Consider the following 21,333-nt stretch of genomic DNA (forward strand, 5'->3'; position numbering starts at 1 on the left):
TTTGTGGCGATCGCTTCCATGACACTGCATCAAGGACGACCGCCTGACCCCTCCTCGACTGTTCAATAACTTTCAAAGCTGTAGCCCTTATTCCGTATAGCTTAGAGCTTTTCTTAGTGCCATTCCAGTCAGAGATACCCCCCAGTAAAAATAACCCTAGTAAAAGTAGACGACACAAAGGATTAGGTAGTGGCTCCATTCAGTGGAAAACCATTACCCTTCACGGCAAAGATTATCCCCAAGCTTGGTATCACTATGAGTTTTGGAAGGATGGCGATCGCCTGGTTAAAAAGTGCAAGTATATTCCAAAAGGACTATTAGGGAGAATAGAGAAGCTAGAAGCAGATAAAGCGCCAGTTAGAGATATTTTGTCAGTATTGCGTGTAAAATTGGAGAGCGATTTTTTTCGGGGGAGATGAGACTGGCAATGCGGTAAGATGACCCAAGTTTCAGAAGCAGTATGCACTGCGCTCAGGCATTGAAGGAACTATCTCTGAGGGAATCCGCGCCTTTGAAATGCGCGATTGCCGTTATATTGGGCTAGCTAAAAATCATCTACAGCATATTCTGACTGCTGCCACTATCAATCTAAGTCGAGTTTTCACTTGGTTAGAGGAGATACCAAAGGCTAAAACTCGCTCCTCACACTTTGCAAAACTTGCAGACGCTACTGTGTGCTAGAAAATATCCGTTTTGCTTGTTGCTAAAACGTCAAGAAAATTTGGTTTATTACCGTGTAATACATGGTAGCTCATCGTCATTCCAGGTTAAGCTTGCGATGTAATACACGGTAGGTTCTATGTTGAAACGGGATATTCAGGGAAAGTTTGCGCTCAAGAATGATGACTATCGTGAAGTACGTTCTTTGCGATTAACAGATGATACTTGGAAGGCTCTTGGTATTGCTTCGGAATGCTTAGGCTTAACCCGTGCTGATTATTTAGAACACATTGTTAGGTATAACGATAACCCTTGTATTACACGGGAAGACTCAGATTTTTTAGCTCCCATTCAACCAAGTATTACACGGCAGAGTGAGTCACATAAGATATCTAATACCACAAGCCCTAAATAGCCTGTCGGTTTGCCACCGACTTCAGAACTTGAAATTTTACGCGATCGCCTAACAGTCCCAACTGAAGTTAGGGAATCTTGCTACTGGGTATAAAACTGCTCAGAAGGTTCTCAATCGTTTCATTGCTGAACTAATCGGTTCAGTTTAGCTGCTTAGGGAATTCGCCAACGGTATCGGATACGTGCAAAATGGGACACGTTGTAAAGTTTTGTAAACAAAGGCGGTTGAAAGCATTGATTTGTAGAGATTTTGAACCAAAACGAGGTTCAGTCGAGCCAAAAATTTTGGAATTGGTCTGGGGATAACTTGGTGTAGCGAATAGTGTGTTGAATATTCTTGTGTCCTAGATAAGCCTGAATAGCTCTAGTGCCAAGTAAGCTTCAGGATTTCGACGGAATCGTAGTTGTTCAATGCGATTAAGTTGATGTTGGCGTAAATCAGAGCGTAATTGTTGCCAAGTCTGAACACAAACCTGAGCCAAATCCTGGGCTGTAAAAGAATGAAGTGCAGTAGCAATGGCTGAAGCTAACTGGACTGTTCCTCGAGTTACGAGTGATGAAGGAGCGACTTTACGACCAGTACAACGACGTTGATGATGTCGTAAAACACCAAACACCTGTTCAAGGTCATTATTAGTTCGAGGTAAACCTTCAACCTCGTAACAATGAAAAAGTCCAGACCAATAACTACGAGTAATCTTTAAGAAATGAGTAATGCCCGATTCTAAAGTACCCGCTTCATTTTTCTCATGTGACATTAAATCAAGTAAAGTTTGAAAACTTCGTTGGACTTCAATTGCATCAAGACCAGTTTCGTTGTCAAGAATCTCTGCGGCTTTATAAATCCAGTTATAAGCAACAGTAATTGGAGCGAATAAAGATGCCGTTTGTTCAAGTCCTTTAGAAACAATTTGTTTGAGCTTTCTCAAGGGTTTTGGCAACCCCCTTTTTTAGCTACCCTTTCTAGGCTTGCTTCAATCAAACTCAGACGTTCCTGTAATTTTAATCCAGAGGCATTTAGCGGTGGACGACCATCATTCGTCAAGGAACCACGTACAGCTAAACAATATCCACGTACAACTTCGGATGTAGCTTGGTCATAGTCACTCACACTACGTTCAATCTGACGTATGCCCCGAACCTTCTTTTTTAATTCCTTTTTTGCGTGCCTATCTGCTTCATAAATAACTTTGGCTGCTTCTTTCAAATAGTGAAAATGGCATAAACCATGAGCAATTCCAGGCAAAGCCAATTCAACGGCTTTGCGAATTGAGTGTTGTCCGTCACTTATTACCCCATCAATTTCTACATCAAGAGTATTTTTCACCTCTAATAACAAGGCTCCTAAATCCTCATTTCTTGACGATAATAAGGTTTTTGCAAGTATTATTTCTCCTGATAAACAATCTCGAATTACCCATAGTACTTCATGTCCAACATCCGGCCGCATCCCATCGATTGCTAATATCAATCGCCCTTGTTTTTTAGTTATGGCTTTGAGTCTTGAGTGGTCACTTAACCACAATGCAACCAATTCGTCATATCTTTCTAACAGGTGAGTAACGCTACGCTCGCTTACTTCTACACCGCGATTGCGAAGCTGTTGATGAATTTGAGGTATGCTTCTGTGTTCTTGGTAGCGCAACGCGCCCACCAGTGCAATCACATCTAAACCAAATTCTTGTTCTGGTAATGCCCATGAACCCTCCTGTTCTGGTCGATATTTAATTCTGTAACGCTCACAAGATATATTTTGACAACGGCGAATTTTTAAGAGCAGTTGTACCACTCCTTTGAGGGTTCTCACACGCCGAAGATTGTTGTACTCATTCCACATGGGTTTACCGCAACTGGGACAATTCTGTTGCACGCATTCTAGTACTTCAGAGGATGTCGCTTTTGGTTGAGGGCTTTTTCTTGCCATTTATACACCTCATCTTCTCTGTGTCCCCTAGTTTACTTGAATATCTGACCCTCTCTAGCAAACTTTGCGGTTCTAGAAAAAAATCGCTCTCCGATCACGATGGCAGTTTTCACGCTCGTTCTACCTGAAATAGGTAGCGGACGGCAACAACCAATGCAGCAGCTACAAAGGTGAGTCCAATCATTAGTCCGGTTTGGAACGCATCAGCCCAATTGCCGTGCGAGGAATTCACCTTAGAGTAAAACACCGATCCGACGATGGCATTGCCGATGGTGGTGCTAATGCGCAGGGATGCCTGCAACACTGCAGAGGCGCTACCAGCGTCGTTCCTCGGCACTTTCCTGAGCGTTAGTGTTTGAATTCCCGATATTAGTGTACCACTGCCAAGTCCAGCGATAAATAGCGGTAGTACCATGTTCCACCTTGAGGTGTTTCCGGGAATATGATGTACAGCCATGATTCCGATGAAACCAACACCAACCAGTACAAGAGCACCTGTGACTATGAAATGACCGAACTGTAGCATGTAACGTCCGCTTGCTGCGGATGATGCTGCCGAACCTATCGCGAAGGGTGTGATGACTAAACCTGTCATTATTGCAGTGTAGCCAATTCCATTTTGTAGGTATAAGCTTAAGGTAAAAGGAAGCGAACTGGAACCTGCAAAAAATAGCATACCGATGAAGATACCCACAGAGAACGAGCGTGTACGGAACAGCCCTACGTTAACCAATGGAATGTGTTGAGTTTTGCTACAGTGTTGCTCCCAAATCATGAACAATGCGAATAGAACAACCCCAATGACGACGAGTAGCCACTTGCTATTCCCGTGCCATTGCTGTATCTGAATGACTGGAAGCAGTAGCAACACCATTGCTAAACCGAGCAGCACGATCCCGAGCAGATCAAGATCATTGCGCTCCGCTCCTTCTCCATCAACGAACCTATGCTCAGCTAGCTCAGGTATCAATCGATAACTTAATGGAAGCACGACAATACCGATAAGCACGTTAACGCCAAAGATCCAGCGCCAGCCATCGCTAGTTCCGACTATTTGGATGATCATCCCGCCTATCAATGGTCCTACCGATGTTGATACGCCGATTACCGCGCCGAACAATCCAAAGGCTTTGCCACGTTCGAGAGGTGGGAATATCTGTTGGATCAATCCTGTAATCTGAGGCATGAGCACACCAGCACCAACTCCCTGCCCCAAGCGGGCAATGATTATCCAAACTTCTCCGATGCTTACTGCTGTAAGCACACTCGCCAGGATGAATATGGCAAGTCCGATAGTGAATACCATCTTCCGCCCGCGTGTGTCACCGAGTCTGCCAGCGGGCACCAAAACTAACCCATATATCAAGGTATATCCGCAGACTATCCACTGTAGTCCGCTTTCCGAGACGTACAAACTTTTCTGGATCGAGGGAAGGGCTACGTTGAGGATGCTTATGTCAAGTAGCGTCATAAACGCTCCGACTAAACAAACCGTAAGTGTTGTCCACCGCTGGGAATTGACATTGTGAACTTTCTTAGTTCTCATAAGCATTGGGTAGTGGTAAATATATTGCTCTTCTGAAAAACTGTTTGCTCCACCTGTAAAGGCTAAAAACACCAAAAATGGTTAAAATTTATACGCCCAACGCTCTTGGTTGCGGGCTTTTTCCCTGACGAGGATACAAGCTCCAAAAAATGGGGCAGGCTTGGAATCGTTGACGAGTTGGGAATACCAGTTAATAGAGTTGTTAGACGACGTAGCATAATACGAGTCATAACGGCGCATATAGCAGCTTCACTCATTTCAGGAAGACGTTCGTAATCCTTACTCAGACGATGGTACTGGTTAAATTCCTACCTTTAGATTTACTTTATAAATAGCCTCTAAGCTCGACTTTACCCATTTTCTAGCAATGTGATCGCTAACGCTGAAACCTATATGGGGTGGTAGTTTTACTTTTTCAATTTCACCGTTAATCAGTGACATGGAAAAAGTTTTTGCCAAAAAGCTAGGATTTTTGTCCTATAAGGAGAACCAAGTTCTTAATTTTGGATAAAGTCGAACTAAGCGTAAGTACTTGAAATCAAAACGAGCTTTGCCATATTTCTGTCAGCAGGCATGATTAAAGCGCCCAACAGCGAAAGGGCTTAGGTCAATGGAAATCGGTTTTTCCAGCACCAAATCGGCGATAATAGCACCAGAGTAGGGCCCTGCTTGGAGTCCGTACCCCCCATGTCCGGTCGCAAAATACACGTTCTTAATGCCAGGCACTGACCCAATGAAAGGTTCCGCGTCCGGGCTCTGCGGACGGAAACCGATACGCACTTCCTGTACAGTGGCGGATGCTAGTCCGACTGCCATCCGCAGCCCCTCGTTGATGATCTCCCGCATCCCACCCACAGTCACACGATAGTCATAGCCAATGTTATCCTCACGTGTTGCGCCGACGACTACCTGATCAGGAGGAAAAGTAAGAATGTAGTGTGTAAATCCCATAATGATTGACCATCCTCCAGTCTCAGTATTGGGGACAACTAAATGTGCGATCTGACCGCGCTGTGGATGCACTGGCACCGTTACCCCAAGCTGCTTAGCTAGTGTGCTCGACCAAGCGCCTGCAGCAACAATTACTGCGTCGGCACCTATGGTCTGACCTCCCACCGTGACAGCTGTTACTTTTTCTCCGTCAACTACCAAGTCGGCGCGACCATGGAGTAGAGACGCACCGCGTCGGCGAACTGCCCGTTCCAGTGCATTACAGAGCAATTGGGCGTTGACACGAGCAGCCTCAGGAATATGGATTGCAGCCAAAACTGGGCTGAGTGCCGGGAAGAACGATCTAGCAGCATCCGGTGCGACAATCTTGGCATCTCCAATGTGATGAAATCCAGCGGCACAGCGCTGCTGAACTTGTTCCATTAACTTGGGCATCAGGGCCGCCTCTTCGTCGGTAGTAGCGACATGAAGTGCCCCCACCCTTTCATACCCAGTATGGTATTCACCGTCTTCAGTAAGACTCGCGATCATCTCAGGATAATAAGCGTGGGCTTCTTTTAAGAGCGGAAGAATTGGATCGCTGGACGGGAATCGATTGCCTGGCGATAGAATTCCTGCACCTGCTGCTGTTGCTTTGCCCGAGTCAGCCTGATCGACCAGGACTACTTGGACACCATGACGCGCCAGTCGGTAGGCGGCGCTCATACCCACAAGTCCACCACCGATTACCACTACCTTTTCCATAGAGCCGATTCCTATTTTTCTAAATGTATTCAATCATGTGATCTACCGTTGGTCACCGCTTCCGCATCATTTCTTCCAAATCGTGGTAACTCAAGGGGTAGTGCAAATACCATCTGAAACGCAGTAGGATGGTCTCAAATTATAAATGACCTAAGCAGAGCGTTTGGTTGCTCCACGTCACTTAAACGGTTGCTTGGGGTTTATTAACAGTGGTTTTTACGCTATTAATACTTAGTGTTGAAATTTTACTAGAGAATCATCAGTTTTTACAACACAATCGGTATTTCTCCTAGCTGAATCCTGAGCGTCGAGCATTAAGAGGGCTTCGAGGACGTTAACATCTGTTTGATCAGTACAAGAGCTCGACGCAAGTTGTGCTCAGAGTTCGCGTAAGATATGCGCAGATTATATCTTCCGGCATCGCCGAAGGATGTCCCAGCAAGTACCGCTACGCCGATTTCATCTAGCATAGCAGCTGCAAGCTCCTCTGCTTCCCAGCCAGTCTCCTGGATGTTAGGAAAGACGTAAAAAGCGCCAGATGGCACACGGCAAGAAATCCCATCGATACGATTAAGTTCTTCTACCATTAAGTCCCGTCGACTGCGGAACTCCTCTAGCATCACCATCACACTAGATTGCGATCCACGCATGACTTCCACTCCAGCGCGCTGGATAAAGGGTGGAACACAAGCCATTGAGTTGATAAAGAATCGAGTCAGCGGCTCAACTAGTAATTCTGGTACCGTAGCAAAGCCGCACCGCCATCCGGTCATCGCATATGTCTTGGAAAGGCCTTCTAATACTACAGTCCGATCAAATAAACTCGGATCGCTTGCAATGCTGCTGAATTGACCATCGTACACTATCTGTGAATATATCTCATCGGAGAGTATCCAGGCGTTGCTATCCCGGATCAGATTGCCTATATTCGAAATTTGCTCCGCATTAAGCACACTGCCCGTTGGATTGTGCGGCGAGTTGAGGATAATCAGCTTAGTGCGAGAAGTAATAGCATTGGCAAACTCCTCAAGATCGAATGCAAAGTTAATTTCCTCCCTTAATCTGAGCGGTATCGGCTTTGCTCCTACCCAACGAATGACAGACTCGTAGATTGGATAACTGGGGTTTGGGTATATAACCTCATCACCGGGGTTACAGGTCGCAAGAATTGTGAAAAATAGGAATGCTCTGGCACCGTTAGCGACTAATACTCGACTGGGATTCACTGGGATACCGCGAGTGCGACTAAAGTATTCTGCTACAGTCTCCCTTAGCTCCAGGATTCCCGCTGACGGGCAATAGTGCGTTTCGCCCGCAAGCATTGCATTGTACGCAGCTGCACAAGCATGTGCTGGAGTATCAAAATCTGGTTCTCCGATTTCGAGGTGAATTACCTCTTTTCCTTGGCGTTCTAACTCTTTAGCGCGAGCAAGTACTTCAAACGCACGCTCAGTTCCTAACGAACCAAGACTGTCAGCAAGCTTAAGAATGTGACTACTCATGGCAGAACTTGCTCCGAGGATCGAATATGGGCTCTATTGGTACAGATAAACAGTAAAAAGACTTGGTTGTGAACAGGTTTTCGTGTATGCATCAAATTTCCGCTTTCTCTAGTAAGTACTTTCAGCATCTTTTTGCACCTTTTTCAGCCCGTCGAACTCTGAAGAAACACTTGGCATAAAGCTTATGTAGTAAGGGTTGGAGAAGATTGAGTATTTGGCGTATCTGGAGAAATTGGCACAAGCTCAAGACCAAGAGCTTTTTTGCTGAGATTTTTAAGGACTTGCTCGTTGTATTTGTGCTCATAGTAGTTCATGCCAGGGTCGGCATATTGTCCAGCAGTCGCCCACATTTGGTAGAACAAGCGTGCCAGTTTGTGGGCAATAGCAGTGATGGCTTTGGGTGTCCCCAAGCGAGAACGTAAGCGGCGATAGAATGCACCTAGAGCAGAACGACTATACCCGTGCAATTACCTTAACCTCTTACAAATGCACGTTATCGTTCTCTCAGCTCTTCAGCGTAGCGCTGTATTTTGGCGAGAGCTTCGACGGCATCCTTGACTCCCTGCTCTCCTGAGCGGAACACGTTCTCCTTTAGATATAGACTTCGCTTTCCACCCATCTCTTCTGCGATGGGAAAAGACATTTGCAAAGGATTTAATCGGTCTGCATACTCAATAGCAACAGGTAGGCGGGAGAGGGTTGGTTGGAATAGCTCATAATGATTCATCGGTGGAAAACCAGGTGAACAACCAATGCCTTCAGCTTCAAGTGCATCAGATACCAAGTTGTGGGAGACGCCAGCAAATTCCGATGGGTCGATCAGCAGAATGTATCGCCAAAAGTTCCAACGAGTGATGCGTGAATCGCGAGGAAGCAGGCAAACTCCGGGAATGCTCGCCGCCATATTCTCGAACTTAGTTGCGTTCTCAGCTCGCTCTGCCTGCTGCATTGGCAAACGATCAAGTGCAGTGAGTAGTAATGCGGCTTGCAGTTCCCCTAAGCGGTAATTGGTACCAGCAGTTGCTTGTATAGCAGCTGTGTCTTTTGGACGACCGCAATCGATTAGAGAGTGGGCAAGGCGAGCGAGATTCTCATCCTGGGTAAGTAGGGTACCGCCTTCTCCGGCAGTAAGTGATTTTGATGCCTCGTGGCTGAAAGACCCGAACTCCCCAAAACAGCCAGCCCCTCGGTCACGCCAGCGCTGTCCAATGGCATGAGCGCTGTCCTCAATAATTGCGAGTGAGTGCCGTTCTGCGATCTCCATCAGTCGGTCCATGTCAGCCATATTCTGACCAAGATGAACTGGCATAATGGCGCGGGTTCGTGCGGTGATGCTCGCCTCTACCTGATCAGGATCGAGAGTCAAAGTGTTCGGAGTAATATCAACTAATACTGGGAGTGCCCCAGCAGCAATCACTGCGTTGACTGTGCTTACGAAAGTAAGGGCAGGTACGATTACTTCATCGCGCCAACCAATGCCTAATGCTTTAAGTGCTACCTCCAGGGTAACGGTTCCGTTGGCCATTAGGACTCCGTGCGCTGCGCCCTGGTATGCGGCGAAGTGTTTGGCAAATTCCACTGCACGCGGGAGTGGCGAAGGGTATCCGCCCCACTGGCCACTGCGCACTACCTCTGCCACTGCCTCAAGGTCGCGCTCGTCGTGTATTGGCCAGGTAGGATAAGGATGGGTCCTTACCGATGTTCCGCCGCGAAGTGCAAGCTGTGCCATTTGTGCTCCTCATCTAGCAAACTCAATACTATCAATTTAGGTAGTGCGCGAGAAGTAATGTTGCTAAAGTAACATTGACTGCGACATTCTGATGCTACCGATGTTCATCTGTCCAAACTGTTTATCTTCACAAACCGTCAAAAATAGTCGTATTCACAATGGTAAATAAAGATTCAAATGTCACGAACGTGGAGAACAGTTTGTAAAGTATTCACAAAAAAAGTGATTGACCAAGCTACTTGTGGGCTGATTGACCGATTGTAGGTCGAACGAATTTCCCTTTTTTATGACCAGCTTTAAAGCTGTTAGTCCCAAAAGTAAACATTTAACTGGATACGTCTCTAGCTGCAAGTATTCACTTATTTCAGCTTTGGAGAGATGAGTTTTTTTCGATAGAATTTCAAATAATCCTAATTCTGCACCTGCATAAAGGTATTGAAAAGCCGCATGACCAAAAAGGAGTAGGCTTAAATCACTTATCGCTAAAGAATCTTTATTTTCTCCAAAGATTCTTTTTAATGCTTCTGATTTTGAAATTAGAGATGTCATTAACTATTTCTCCCTTGTTGTACTAATACTTTGCTACGAAAAATGCCAGCCTCCGTCCACTGTCAGACATTGACCAGTGATGAATCCTGCCTCCGATGAGGTAAGGAATGCCACGGCGGCTGCAATGTCGTCTGGGGTTCCTCGTCGCTGTATGCATTGCTTAGCTAACTGTTGCGCTTCAGCGACTGGATTGTTGTTGATACCCTTCGAGGCGACCTCAATAGATCCAGGGCGTACAATGTTAATAGTGACTCCATGTGGTCCAAGTTCGCGGGCGAGAGCACGCACGAGTGCCTCCAGTCCGCCCTTGGCAGCAATATAGGGAGCAAGGTTAACCCTGCCAATCTGGGTAAGTACTGACGAGATCGCGACAATGCGGCCGTAGCCTGACTGGATCATCCTAGGAGTTACAGCCTGAATGCAAGCTAAATGTGTTTCAAGATTGAGCGAAAGACTTGCGCGCAGGTGATTGCGGGTTAGTTCGTTCCACAGGACGATTGGATAGGCTCCGGCGCAGCAGACGAGAGTTTGTAGGTTTTCCATATGTTCGTGGACGCGAAACTGAAACTCCTCAATTGTGGCATCTAAGGTTAGATCCCCGGTCACTGTTATAACTCGTGCACCCCGCGCCTCAGCATTGGCTACTACACGAAGAAAGTCATCGTCCTCGTTCAAATGGGTGAGGATGACATCATGGTTAGTGGCCAGACGCAGACCGATTGATGCACCGATCCCTGAGCCTGCTCCAGTTATGACTGCGATTGGTCGAGGCATGGTGTTTCTTCCTGTGTGTTTTTATCTTGTGTAGATGCCTCAGAAATGAGCCGGAACCAAGGATAAAGTTGGAGCAGGTGGCTAAATTGGAGATCAATTCCTCCGATATTAGTGAAGTCTTCTCCCTTCACGATACTACGTCGAACAAATTCCCAAGTTTTAGACAGGTAACGGGAGTGGGCAAGGAGTTCGAGTAGCGCCAATCCGTAACTGATATGGTCGCGTCGATGCAATGCTACAAACTTAGTACAAAGTTTTTGTAATACAGCGTCAGTATTTATGTTAGGGGAAAGGGCTAGTTCATTCATCTGGATGCGACTTATAAAACGAGTCTGAGAAATTTTCGGGCATCGCTGCGAAGATAAACATCCCGCTTCATTTCCGTGACGCACAATAGCAAGAAACCGCTTGTCGTCACCCTCGTAGAGAGTATGCCCGGTGCTTTTCGGAATAAACTGACCGCTTTGTAACAAGTCAGCAGCTTTGACTATATCAACTTGTCCAAGTGGAGCAGCTAGATGCACAGAAAAAGGTACATCTGCTTGATAAGTCGTGGGTAATAGCGCATCTGGCTCAAGCAACTCTGGGGCTGCGCCATGAGTTGCTGCTAAGATCGGCACGCCAACGTAAGATGCCTCAACAAGAACCCTACCGAAAGTTTCCAATGTTGATGTGCTAGGAAAAAATAGTATGTCGAACTGTGTGTAGTGAGACCAAATCTGGTCACGATTGGCTGTCGGCACCCATTCGTATCCTGACAGATTTCCTCCAAGGCGTTTCATAACCAATGGGTGTCCCAAGGGTCCCCGTCCTTCACCTACAGCTTGCAGTTTAAAAGCGCTAGGTTGACTTTGCCGGAGTTTGGCGAGAAGGTCTAGCGCCTGTGGAAAGTTCTTATCATCGGTTAATCTTCCGACATAGCCAATAACTCGTGGCTTTCGACCACAAGAACCGCGCCACGTTCTGGCTTGGTCTGCCGAGAACCAGTGAAGCAGTGGATAACAAATATGTTGGCTTTCTTTGAGCAAATGTGGGAAGAGATTTTGATAAAGAACATGAGAGTAAGCCGAGGAATGAATGAGACTGTCTTCGGGGCGCAAGTAAGGTGCACAGAGCACTTCTTGGAGCAGGTATCCATTCCACAGCGCCGTACGTACGTCTCGCACTATCCGAAACTTCAGCCCCAATTTCTCTCGTAGATAGAAGTACAGATAAGCATGTGGACCGACAGTGGCGACAACTACTTCACAGCGAGAAAGTTCGGCTAAGGCCACTTTATCATCTGCGCAGAGCTGGAGTAGATCGTGCGGGCAGGGTTTTAATGTATCTGTATTGGCAATTAGACGGCTCAATTCGCTGTAAGCAAAATTACTACCGTCTTTACCAGGATGTTGAGTATAAGTCCGGAACGGATGAAAACCGACATATATTTGCTTAGTAGCCACAAGCATCTCCTCTCAGCTATGCACGCGTAGATACAGATCTTTGAGTGTGTCCTCGGCTCGTGGCTGCCAAGCGAGTTCAGAGACTCTGTCTCGTAAAGAATTTCTCTGTGCGTTTTCCCAACCATCTGCAAGAAGTGCCGAGGCAATGATCTCACTCACCTCACGAATATCGGATTCGTCATAGCCTCTCGCGGTAATGGTGGGTGTTCCGAGCCGAAGGCCACTTGCCTTAAATGGAGGCAGAGGGTCAAATGGGAGTAAATTTCGATTTGATAAGATTCCAATTTCCTCTAGCCGCTTCTCCGCATCTCTTCCTGTCAGTCCTATTGCATAAACATCAAGGACAATCATATGAGTATCAGTACCACCTGTGACCAACGGAATTCCATGATCAGAGAGGAGGGAGCCGAGAAAACGTGCATTCTGAACCACGCGCTCTTGATAACGGCGGAAGGATGCACTACCTATCTCGGATAGGAGTAAGCATAGCGAGACCAGGCCTGCAAGTCCTACCGACGATTGCAGACCGGGGAACACTGCTGTGTCTACAGCAGATCTCAATGCGGCTGGGCAAAGTATAAAGCCACCACGCGTCCCCCGCAATGTCTTCTCCACCGAAGTAGTGACAATAGCACCAGTAAGGCTTGGATTTTCGTGTAAGCCAGCCGCTACTAAGCCGGCAATATGAGAGATATCGGCGATTAGTTTGGCTCCCACATCATGCGCGATCTCAGCAAACCGGGTAAAGTCTATAACTCGGGGATATGCAGAGTATCCTGCGACAATTGCTTTTGGTCTCTCTTGTCGTGCGATCAAGAGAATCTCGTCGTAGTTGAGCAGGCGTGTAATGGGGTCCACCGAATAATGGACTACTTTGTACTTGCTTGATACCAAGTGTTTGGGGTGTCCGTGCGATAAGTGGCCACCTGCGTTCATTGATAGGGACAGTAGAGTATCACCTGGCTGTAGTACAGCCCGATAAGCGGCAAGGTTAGCTAAAGATCCGGAGAGCGGTTGAACGTTTGCGTGCTCGGCATCGAACACCTTGCAGACCCGTCTGATAGCCAATTGCTCCACAGCGTCGATGTTGGCGCAGCCCGCATAGGGCCGACGACCAGGATAACCTTCAGCTGATCGAAACTGCGCTACACCCCATGATGTGTTTGCTCTAACTGTTGCTGTGGGAGCATTGGAGGCCGCTATCAAATCTACTGAACCCAAGTAGTGTTTGTCTTCATACCGCAGCAACTTTTCGAGTTCTATATCTTCCATAATTTCCTCTACAAGTCTATGTAATCTCTCGTAATCTCTCATTCTCATCGTTGAATTTTAGCCGCGAACAGATCAAAAGATCAGTAATTTTTGGCGTTGCATAATAGAGGGATGAATTGAGGTCATCTACAGTGCAATGTCCATACTGCGGGTCTACGGGAATTCGTAAGAATGGGAAGCGAAGAGGTAAACAAAATCACATTTGTACCAAATGCGAGCGCCAATTTATTGACTTGTATGATCCACCGAAAGGATATTCCGAGGAACTGAAACAAGAATGCTTAAAAATGTACCTTAATGGCATGGGTTTTCGCGCTATTGAACGAGTCAAAGGAGTGCATCATAACTACTATCATTTATTGGGTTAAACAATTGGAAGAAAAACTGCCAGATGTCCCAAAAGAAGATGTCGTTCCAGAAGTTGGAGAACTAGACGAATTAGAGACATTCATAGGTTCAAAAAAAACAAAATTTGGCTTTGGACAGCAGTAAATCACTTTAATCAAAGTATTTTAGCTTGGGTTTTAGGAGACCATAGTACTGAAACCTTTGAGCCATTGTGGGAAATTGTCAAACAGTGGAAAAGCTATTTTTATGTGACAGATGGCTGGAAAGTTTACCCAAGTTTTATTCCAGAAGGAGATCAAATTGTGAGTAAAACATATATGACACGGGTGGAAAATGAAAATACGCGATTACGCCATTATCTTGCACGCCTTCACCGGAAGACCTTATGCTATTCCAGGACAGAAGAAATGCTGAGATGCTCAATTATATTATTACTACATTACCTGAAGTATCAAATTGTACCTACATAAATGAATTCATCCCTTCATTCAGCAACATCTAATTTTTCAATGAAAAGTTATCTTGATAAAGAGTGTAACCATGTTTCAAAAACAAGTGCCTTAAGCGACAATGACGTACCGTTGCCTACACCGCACGCACCTGACGCAAGCCGCGCTGCACCATTCCGAGTCACCACACCAGAGGAAACTAACCAACCATTGATTACCCGCTCGTGATAAGCAGTAAAAAGGTGTTGATGCCAACGTTGGATGGGAGTAGAAAATGGTCTTTTGTTTCGCTTTGATACAAAATCTGGGACGAGGCTACTAGTAGCCTGCCTTAGCCATGTTTTAGGAAACAAATCATCATCGTCACGCAAGACTCGTAGCCCTATCACTAACTCGACAAACCGATAATCAAGAAGGGGGAGACGAACTTCTACGCCCATCGACATACTTAATCGCTCCGTCTGCGCCACTCCATTCGTTCGTAAGTAGGTATCAGCCAGGAGCCTCGTGACCCGAATACCCAACTTTCTCTGAGAACTACCCCTTTCTTGATAAGGCAACTGCCACCTAGCAAATTCAGGCGTGTATAGTCCTGGCAGCAACCGCCGTGCCATATTTACTATCTCGCTGTACGCATAAAGATCATGCCGACCTATGGTCGAAGGGTCTCGATTGCGCAGTGATGCGAGCGCCCTACGAACCCATTTATAGCCCCAAAAGAACTCATCGCCACCGTGCCCATGGAGAAGTACTTTGATTCCATGAGACCGCGCCAGCTTAGCAATTGCGTAGTACCCAAAGCTTGCCATGTCAGCAATAGGTTGATCGAGCGCTGTAACCATATTATCAAAGTCAGCAACAATACTATCTGACGTAAGTTCGGCTTGGTGATGTTCTAGCCCCAGCGTCTTAGCGACCCGTTCGGCAAATCGCCGTTCATCGACTGTGGGTCGTCCTTCGTACCCTATACTGAATGCCGTCACGCTTCGTGTGTTCGCAGCCGCCAATGCACTAACCGCAGTTGAGTCGAGCCCTCCGCTTAGTGCAACGCCAATGTCAGTGTCTGCACGGACAATAATTTGACCAATTTTGCATAGTTCTGTCGCGAGAACTTCTGCTGGATTTGCATCGACCGTTTCAACGTCTTCTAGTGACCAGTAAGTCCATTCGGTCAGCGATCTATCGCCAATATGTGCTAAAAGGGCATGACCGGCAGGAAGGTTACGTACTTTCTTAATGATTGTTTCAGGTTCAGGTACATATTGATAATGAAAATACTCATGCAAGGCATTGTAATCTATTTGGAGTAGTACTGACCCAGACCGGATTAGCGCTTTGAGTTCGGAGGCAAAGTACAGAGCGGACTCATCCTGATAAATATAGAGTGGCTTTTCCCCCAGCCGATCACGAGCGAGGAGCACTACGCCACGCCGACTGTCGAATAACGCAAACGCGAACATACCGCGTAATCGAGGAATACAGTCAACTCCATACTCTTCGTATAAATGAAGGATAACTTCGCAATCGCTACCTGTTCTGAATCGATGACCTTGTGATTCGAGAGCCCTACGAATCTCAACATAATTATAGATTTCTGCATTGGCTATTAGCACCAAAGATCTGTCCTCGTTGTATAGGGGTTGCTCACCATGCTCAATATCGATGATGCTTAGCCGACGCGAACCTAATGCGATACCAGGGGCATAAAAAACCCCCTCTCCATCGGGACCGCGAGGCACAAGGCTCTGAAGCATAGCATTTACCAGGGTTTTGGCTTGATTCTCACGTTGACCGATAACACCACAGATGCCACACATAGGTTTAATTGTCCATAACTTAGAGGACTAAGAATAATGGCAGTAGATGGAACATTATTCGATATACCGGATACGAAGGCGAACGCAAAGGTTTTTAGATATCCAGGCAGTCGTCCTGGTACTGAACCTGCTTTCCCTAAAGTCCGTTTGGTGCTACTGATTGAAGCTGGAACGCATTTGATTGTTGACGCACTAATGTGTCCTTACCGTATAGAACCCATTTGGGATCTTGGGAGAGAGGGTAAAATGGGCATAGATCTCAAATGGGTTCTATACATGAGAATACTTTCAAACCTTCAACTCTTCAAAGCTGACCTGACATTACCACTAAATTTGAGAGCGCTATCGATTAGTGCAGCGTTTTTTTTAGTGATCGGAGTTAGGGGAAGGCGACATTCCGGTGACTCAATTATCTTCAGCTTTGACAAAGCATACTTAATCCCTATTGGGCTAGGTTCTTGATACAGAGCAGATATAAGTGGCTGCAGATTTGACCATAAGGCTCGACCTCGATTCAAGTCGCCATCGCGCATGACTTGGTCCAGTTCAATGAATTTTTCTGGGGCCAAATGCGCACTAGCAACAATGCCTCCATCCGCACCATAGGCGAGGGTTGAAAAGAGGTGTGGATCCTGACCAGCCAACACCGTGAAACCTTGTGGACGCCGAGTCAATAATTCAAAAGATTGCTCTAGGTCGCCGCAGACATCTTTAATTCCTTCAATATTAGGTACTTCAGACAGAGCAAACGCAGTTTCGTTACTTATGTTGATTGCTGAACGGAAAGGTATGTTGTAAATAAGCATATTGCGCTTGCTGGCTTTTGCTACTTGCTTATAATGCAAGATTACACCTTCCTGAGTTGGCTTTATATAGTATGGAGAGCCGACGAGATATCCGTCCACTGAGTACTTTTCAAACGCACGGATGGCATTCTCCACTGCAAGACTGGATCCCCCAGACACAGCTAGATAGAGCAACAAGCGGTCACTTATGCGGGGCAGGGTTCGCTCCACCAATTGATGCATTTCCGAATCGCTAAGTGCCAAAAATTCGCCAGTAGTGCCAAACATCATTAATCCACCAAGATCGTATTGGAGGAGATAGTCAACAAGACGATCATGCGATTCGTAATCGACTTCTCCGTGACGAAAGGGCGTCACAAGTGGAACATAGATACCTTTAAGTGCCATTTTTCTGCCCTTATTTCAAAAAGGAGTCTGCAAAAAATACTAAATCAAACTTGCCTCGCTCTAGTACAGAGTCGAATGGCACTAAGTTAAGTTGAAGAGTAAGCAGCGTAAGGATTGCAGAGGGGCAGGGGTGCAGGGGTGCAGAGGGGAATTTCTAAATATCCGTTCGTATACCTTAAACTTCTTCTTTCTCCCCTGCTCCTCCGCTCCTCTGCACCCCTTCTGCCTCAACGATTTTCCCTTTTCTTAGTGCCATTCAGTACAGAGTCGATGTTCTGATGATATTGAGGTTCTACAAAATATAATCCGATCACAATAACTGTAAACCCATACAGGTAAAACTATGCTGAAGTATTGACAGTTGGCAACTCGGGGGATACCATAAAAGTGCTAAACTGGTTAGTCGGACGAGGCAGTCCGAGGTTCTCGCGCAAGGTTCGTCCTTCGTACTCTGTACGGAACAGTCTCCGGCGTTGCAGTTCGGGAATTACCAAATCCACAAAATCATCTAAACCACCTGGCAAATAAGGCGGCATGATGTTGAACCCATCAGCTCCACCGTTGATGAACCAGTCTTCCAGTTGATCGGCGATTTGTTCGGGTGTACCCAGGATCGTGCGATGCCCGTGTGCACCAGCGATTAGCAAATAGAGTTGCCGGATCGTTAAATTCTCTCTTCGGGCAAGATCGATTAGTAGTTGCTGTCGGCTTTTACCATCGTCGGGTTCTGATAAGTCTGGCAGCGGATTATCCAGCGGATAGACAGACAGATCAACTCCGCCCACCAGTCCTGACAGCAGTGCTAATCCGACCTGTGGATGGATCAACTCCTGAAGCTGCTCGTATTTGTCTTTAGCTTCTTGCTCTGTCTTACCAATTACCGGGGATACACCCGGCATAATCTTAAGATGATCGGGAGAACGCCCGTAGTTTGTTAGTCTACCCTTCACATCTGCATAGAATGTTTGGGCTTCAGCCAGTGTTTGCTGAGCGGTGTAAATCACCTCCGCCTTTTGCGCGGCAAGCTCCTTACCGTCTTCGGAAGACCCAGCTTGGACGATGACCGGATATCCCTGGAGTGGACGAGCTATATTAAGAGGTCCGCGCACCGAAAAATGCTCGCCTTTATGGTTGGGAATGTGCAGCTTGTTGGGCTCGAAGTAAACGCCTGATTTTTTGTTGCGTAAAAAGGCATCATCTTCCCAGCTATCCCAGAGTTTCGTGACGACATCTACAAACTCACGTGCACGCTCATAGCGGAATGCATGCTCCAAATGCTTTTCCTGATTAAAGTTCGCTGAGGCATCGTTCGAAGAGGTCACAAGATTACATCCAGCACGACCGCCACTTAAATAATCTAACGAGGCAAACTTGCGGGCAACGTGAAATGGTTCATTGTAGGTGGTCGATGCCGTTGCTATCAACCCGATATGCTCTGTTACTACTGACAGGGCAGATAATAAAGTCAAAGGTTCAAATTGAACAGTGAATAGTCCCAGGCTTAAAGCCTCAATACCTTGTCTCCGGTCTTGGACAGCTAAACCGTCTGCGAGGAAGATTGTGTCAAATTTACCACGTTCAGCTGTCTGTGCAAGTTGTCGATAATGCTGGAAATTTAAATCTCCGTCAACCTGAGCATTGGGGTGTCGCCAAGCTGCTACATGATGTCCGGTGGGGAGCAAAAATGCGCCCAGTCTAAGTTGTTTCGTGTTCGTGCTCATCTGCTTCTGTTGCTCCTGCTTGAAACGAGTCAAACGCCAAGAGGTTCACTCATACAGTAACTGCTATGCATGGGGGATTGTGTTGCAAAAGCACTAGTAATGTTCTGGAAAAAATGGCATTGCTGAATCATGGGATGATTTCGTCCGATTTGAAATGAATTTTCAAGGTTTTAACCGCTAATTCATCCCGCATTTATGCAACGCGGAAATTTTAGTATACAGATAAAATTACCCTTATGCTGCCAAGTTTGCATATGGACACAAGTACCTTTTTGATAGGTACTTGTGTACTTAATATAAGCTAAATGGCACTAAGAAAAGCTGAAACACCTGTGGTTAATCAGTTTCAGTAGACCGAAAAGTTTTCCAGAAGCCTTACCAGTCCTTCATTTTCGTTTGAGAATACAATTCGCCGAAATTAGCTTGTAATCTGCCTTTCAAGAAAGTGATCGCAACTGTTCATGATTGCCAGTCTTAAAAATGACGCCTGAAACCCTCATTCGTAAAATTACAGCGAGTGGGATTAAACCAGTAGGTAGACAACAGTGGCAATTCCAGGCAACGTATTTATATGGAATCATTGAGCCACTAACTGGAGCGAGTTTTTTTTGGGAATTCTCACACCTCAATACTGACTGTTTTCAGATTTTTCTCAATTTGATTTCGTCACATTTTGCGGATTCACTGCTGATTATTCAACTTGATAATGGCGCATTTCATAAAGCCAAACGTTTGAAAGTACCAGAGGGAGCATCCCAGTTTTTATTTTTCCAAAAAAGTTAAATAAAGCGTGAGAAGGTAAAGTAATAATCCACGCGATCCTTTTAAAGGGAGCTGTCATGACTGAAGAAGAAAACCAACTTTTAATTGAACATGCTCGTGCGATCGCTAAAATACTCTACAAAAACGCTCCGGTTGGGGAACTGACAAGCGTAAGGATTGATTGAAGAAGTAATACGCAGTCAAATGCAGGAACATGTAATGCCTACTGTTGGGTTTTTTTTACCCTTAAATGTCACAGGAGAAAGCAGAGGACACAGACGAGAAATAAAAAGTAAGTAGAACGAGGTGAAAAAACCAAACTATGTAAAGATAAGTAAATACGTAGAATTTTTCTATAAAGGTAACAGAGATATGGGCAACCGTTTAAGGGTATTTCTGACTAGAGAGCAAGATAGAACTCTAAATATCCGTATCCGTACACCGATTGGAAAACCATGTGATTGGAAAGGTTATAAAGCAGTCCGCTTACACAATTTACAAGCGACCGCTGCTTCATTCCAAGAAAATAATCTCGTAATTGATTGGGTCAATAACCAACCCTTGGCTGACATTCTCACATGTATTGGCGACGGACATGACGGAATTTGGAACATTGTCCGCCAGTTGAAACCCAAACAAGAGCGACGTGAAATACTTGATTGGTTCCATCTCATGGAAAACCTCTATAAAGTTGGCGGTTCGATGCGAAGGATAAACAAAGTCAAAGAGCTTCTGTGGAAAGGGAAAGTTGATGATGCAATTGTCAGCTTTACTGACTGTAAGCGATAAGCTTGCTCTTAATTTTTGTGTTTACCTTGAAAAACATCGACACCGCATCGTCAATTATCAGTACTACCAAGCTGAACAAATTTGTTCAATTGGTTCCGGTGCAATTGAATCTACTGTTAAACAGATTGACCGTCGAACTAAAATCTCAGGTGCACAATGGAATATTGATAATGTACCTCAAGTCCTTGCTCACCGTTGCGCTTATCTTAATCTCACATCTTGCACCTGGAAATATGAATGTCAAAACCACAACTACGTGTAAGGGGTAACAATCGCTCAATATTAAGTAAAAGAAGAGACACGACTATTTGAGGGAAAATAGATTCTCTTGCTGTTTGTGCAGCCTCACCCCAATCAGGCGGTAATGGTAATAGAGTCTCTAAATAAGTCCAATGTGTTAAGAGGTAGGCAGTCATAGAAAGAATAAGCCAGCGATACATACCAAGCAAAGTACCTTGACCGAAACGGTGCAAACCAAAACGATGCTTTGCAGTTTTAAACCATCCTTCTATCTGCCATCGACGTTTACCCCACCACTTGAGAGTAGAAGCTTTCATTGGTCTAGTGGATAAAACAAAGCGTTTTTCTAACTTTCCGTTATCACGTTTTAAGTAATCACTGGAGTTTAGACTAAGCTATACAAAATGACCCAGCAGGGCTGAGTTAATCAGAGACTTAGCAAAAGTATGAATAATCTAAGGTATTAAACAGCAACAGATGCTTCTTTACGTGGTGGAGTTACTG

At 45.7% G+C, this 21,333-nt stretch carries 14 protein-coding genes and 8 pseudogenes; 7 read left to right on the plus strand and 15 right to left on the minus strand.

Annotated features, from left to right (window positions below; translation table 11 throughout):
• The first annotated feature begins 116 nt into the window (after positions 1 to 116).
• The 3 genes and pseudogenes from LC653_RS37895 (at position 117) to LC653_RS37905 (ending at position 1,223) form a co-directional block, all read left to right on the plus strand.
• Positions 117 to 419: a hypothetical protein gene (locus tag LC653_RS37895; RefSeq protein WP_229500428.1), complete on the plus strand. Its 303-nt coding sequence runs from the start codon at positions 117 to 119 to the stop codon at positions 417 to 419.
• 25 nt (positions 420 to 444) lie between these two features.
• Positions 445 to 681, plus strand: a pseudogene (locus tag LC653_RS37900) (transposase); the annotation flags it as partial.
• A gap of 118 nt (positions 682 to 799) precedes the next feature.
• Positions 800 to 1,223: pseudogene (locus LC653_RS37905) on the plus strand (hypothetical protein).
• Between the two features lie 195 nt (positions 1,224 to 1,418).
• Here LC653_RS37905 and LC653_RS37910 read toward each other — a convergent pair.
• The 11 genes and pseudogenes from LC653_RS37910 to glyA form a co-directional block, all read right to left on the minus strand.
• Positions 1,419 to 2,911, minus strand: a protein-coding gene (locus LC653_RS37910) for a transposase (RefSeq protein WP_229500453.1) whose coding sequence is annotated in 2 segments (ribosomal slippage) — positions 1,419 to 2,014 and positions 2,014 to 2,911 — 1,494 coding nt in all. Because the reading frame shifts where the segments join, the coding sequence is not laid out codon by codon here.
• A 196-nt stretch (positions 2,912 to 3,107) separates the two neighbouring features.
• Complete coding sequence (locus tag LC653_RS37915; RefSeq protein WP_308189210.1) at positions 3,108 to 4,550, minus strand: MFS transporter; 1,443 nt, start codon at positions 4,548 to 4,550, stop codon at positions 3,108 to 3,110.
• Between the two features lie 191 nt (positions 4,551 to 4,741).
• Positions 4,742 to 4,846, minus strand: a pseudogene (locus LC653_RS37920) (transposase); the annotation flags it as partial.
• Between the two features lie 262 nt (positions 4,847 to 5,108).
• On the minus strand, positions 5,109 to 6,272 hold the full coding sequence (locus tag LC653_RS37925; RefSeq protein ID WP_229500430.1) for an NAD(P)/FAD-dependent oxidoreductase: 1,164 nt from the start codon (positions 6,270 to 6,272) through the stop codon (positions 5,109 to 5,111).
• 281 nt (positions 6,273 to 6,553) lie between these two features.
• Positions 6,554 to 7,741 (minus strand): pyridoxal phosphate-dependent aminotransferase, encoded by a 1,188-nt coding sequence (locus LC653_RS37935; RefSeq protein ID WP_229500432.1) that lies wholly within the window; start codon positions 7,739 to 7,741, stop codon positions 6,554 to 6,556.
• Between the two features lie 182 nt (positions 7,742 to 7,923).
• Positions 7,924 to 8,196, minus strand: a pseudogene (locus LC653_RS37940) (hypothetical protein); the annotation flags it as partial.
• A gap of 38 nt (positions 8,197 to 8,234) precedes the next feature.
• Positions 8,235 to 9,470, minus strand: a complete 1,236-nt coding sequence (locus LC653_RS37945; RefSeq protein WP_229500436.1) for a DegT/DnrJ/EryC1/StrS family aminotransferase — start codon at positions 9,468 to 9,470, stop codon at positions 8,235 to 8,237.
• Positions 9,471 to 9,650: 180 nt separating this feature from the next.
• On the minus strand, positions 9,651 to 10,019 hold the full coding sequence (locus LC653_RS37950; protein WP_229500438.1) for a methyltransferase family protein: 369 nt from the start codon (positions 10,017 to 10,019) through the stop codon (positions 9,651 to 9,653).
• 33 nt (positions 10,020 to 10,052) lie between these two features.
• The gene (locus LC653_RS37955; protein ID WP_229500440.1) at positions 10,053 to 10,793 is read right to left on the minus strand and encodes an SDR family NAD(P)-dependent oxidoreductase; all 741 of its coding nucleotides are present in this window, start codon (positions 10,791 to 10,793) and stop codon (positions 10,053 to 10,055) included.
• Positions 10,769 to 11,959: a glycosyltransferase gene (locus LC653_RS37960; RefSeq protein WP_229500442.1), complete on the minus strand. Its 1,191-nt coding sequence runs from the start codon at positions 11,957 to 11,959 to the stop codon at positions 10,769 to 10,771. Before LC653_RS37960 ends, LC653_RS37955 begins: the two co-directional genes overlap by 25 nt.
• 291 nt (positions 11,960 to 12,250) lie before the next feature.
• Entirely contained in the window at positions 12,251 to 13,510 is a 1,260-nt protein-coding gene (glyA, locus tag LC653_RS37965) for a serine hydroxymethyltransferase (RefSeq protein ID WP_229500444.1), read from the minus strand.
• A gap of 131 nt (positions 13,511 to 13,641) precedes the next feature.
• Here glyA and LC653_RS37970 point away from each other — a divergent pair.
• Positions 13,642 to 14,328: pseudogene (locus tag LC653_RS37970) on the plus strand (IS1 family transposase).
• Positions 14,329 to 14,375: 47 nt separating this feature from the next.
• Here the strand turns inward: LC653_RS37970 and asnB are convergent.
• The gene (gene asnB / locus LC653_RS37975) at positions 14,376 to 16,124 is read right to left on the minus strand and encodes an asparagine synthase (glutamine-hydrolyzing) (RefSeq protein ID WP_229500446.1); all 1,749 of its coding nucleotides are present in this window, start codon (positions 16,122 to 16,124) and stop codon (positions 14,376 to 14,378) included.
• Between the two features lie 18 nt (positions 16,125 to 16,142).
• Here asnB and LC653_RS37980 point away from each other — a divergent pair.
• Positions 16,143 to 16,337, plus strand: a pseudogene (locus LC653_RS37980) (IS4 family transposase); the annotation flags it as partial.
• Between the two features lie 83 nt (positions 16,338 to 16,420).
• Here the strand turns inward: LC653_RS37980 and dapA are convergent.
• Positions 16,421 to 17,317, minus strand: coding sequence for a 4-hydroxy-tetrahydrodipicolinate synthase (dapA, locus tag LC653_RS37985; RefSeq protein WP_229500448.1), 897 nt, complete (start codon positions 17,315 to 17,317; stop codon positions 16,421 to 16,423).
• 341 nt (positions 17,318 to 17,658) lie between these two features.
• Positions 17,659 to 19,038, minus strand: coding sequence for an LLM class flavin-dependent oxidoreductase (locus LC653_RS37990; RefSeq protein ID WP_229500457.1), 1,380 nt, complete (start codon positions 19,036 to 19,038; stop codon positions 17,659 to 17,661).
• Between the two features lie 480 nt (positions 19,039 to 19,518).
• Between LC653_RS37990 and LC653_RS37995 the strand changes: the two genes are divergently transcribed.
• Together LC653_RS37995 and LC653_RS47615 are read left to right on the plus strand one after the other, a co-directional pair.
• On the plus strand, positions 19,519 to 19,821 hold the full coding sequence (locus LC653_RS37995) for a hypothetical protein (RefSeq protein ID WP_229500450.1): 303 nt from the start codon (positions 19,519 to 19,521) through the stop codon (positions 19,819 to 19,821).
• Between the two features lie 56 nt (positions 19,822 to 19,877).
• A pseudogene (locus LC653_RS47615) lies at positions 19,878 to 20,851 on the plus strand (ISKra4 family transposase).
• Between the two features lie 7 nt (positions 20,852 to 20,858).
• Here the strand turns inward: LC653_RS47615 and LC653_RS38010 are convergent.
• Positions 20,859 to 21,203 (minus strand): annotated as a pseudogene (locus LC653_RS38010) (IS701 family transposase); the annotation flags it as partial.
• Positions 21,204 to 21,333 lie beyond the last annotated feature (130 nt).

The sequence above is a fragment of the Nostoc mirabile CHAB5784 genome (assembly GCF_020829645.1).
Classification (GTDB): Bacteria; Cyanobacteriota; Cyanobacteriia; order Cyanobacteriales; family Nostocaceae; genus Nostoc; species Nostoc mirabile.

Excerpts from the sequence above, each read along its gene's own strand:
- LC653_RS37915 (WP_308189210.1), bottom strand. The coding sequence starts at position 4,550 with ATGCTTATGAGAACTAAGAAAGTTCACAATGTCAATTCCCAGCGGTGG.
- LC653_RS37990 (WP_229500457.1), bottom strand. The coding sequence starts at position 19,038 with ATGAGCACGAACACGAAACAACTTAGACTGGGCGCATTTTTGCTCCCC.
- dapA (WP_229500448.1), bottom strand. The coding sequence starts at position 17,317 with ATGGCACTTAAAGGTATCTATGTTCCACTTGTGACGCCCTTTCGTCAC.
- LC653_RS37995 (WP_229500450.1), top strand. The coding sequence starts at position 19,519 with ATGACGCCTGAAACCCTCATTCGTAAAATTACAGCGAGTGGGATTAAA.
- LC653_RS37935 (WP_229500432.1), bottom strand. The coding sequence starts at position 7,741 with ATGAGTAGTCACATTCTTAAGCTTGCTGACAGTCTTGGTTCGTTAGGA.
- LC653_RS37955 (WP_229500440.1), bottom strand. The coding sequence starts at position 10,793 with ATGCCTCGACCAATCGCAGTCATAACTGGAGCAGGCTCAGGGATCGGT.
- asnB (WP_229500446.1), bottom strand. The coding sequence starts at position 16,124 with ATGTGTGGCATCTGTGGTGTTATCGGTCAACGTGAGAATCAAGCCAAA.
- LC653_RS37945 (WP_229500436.1), bottom strand. The coding sequence starts at position 9,470 with ATGGCACAGCTTGCACTTCGCGGCGGAACATCGGTAAGGACCCATCCT.
- glyA (WP_229500444.1), bottom strand. The coding sequence starts at position 13,510 with ATGGAAGATATAGAACTCGAAAAGTTGCTGCGGTATGAAGACAAACAC.
- LC653_RS37950 (WP_229500438.1), bottom strand. The coding sequence starts at position 10,019 with ATGACATCTCTAATTTCAAAATCAGAAGCATTAAAAAGAATCTTTGGA.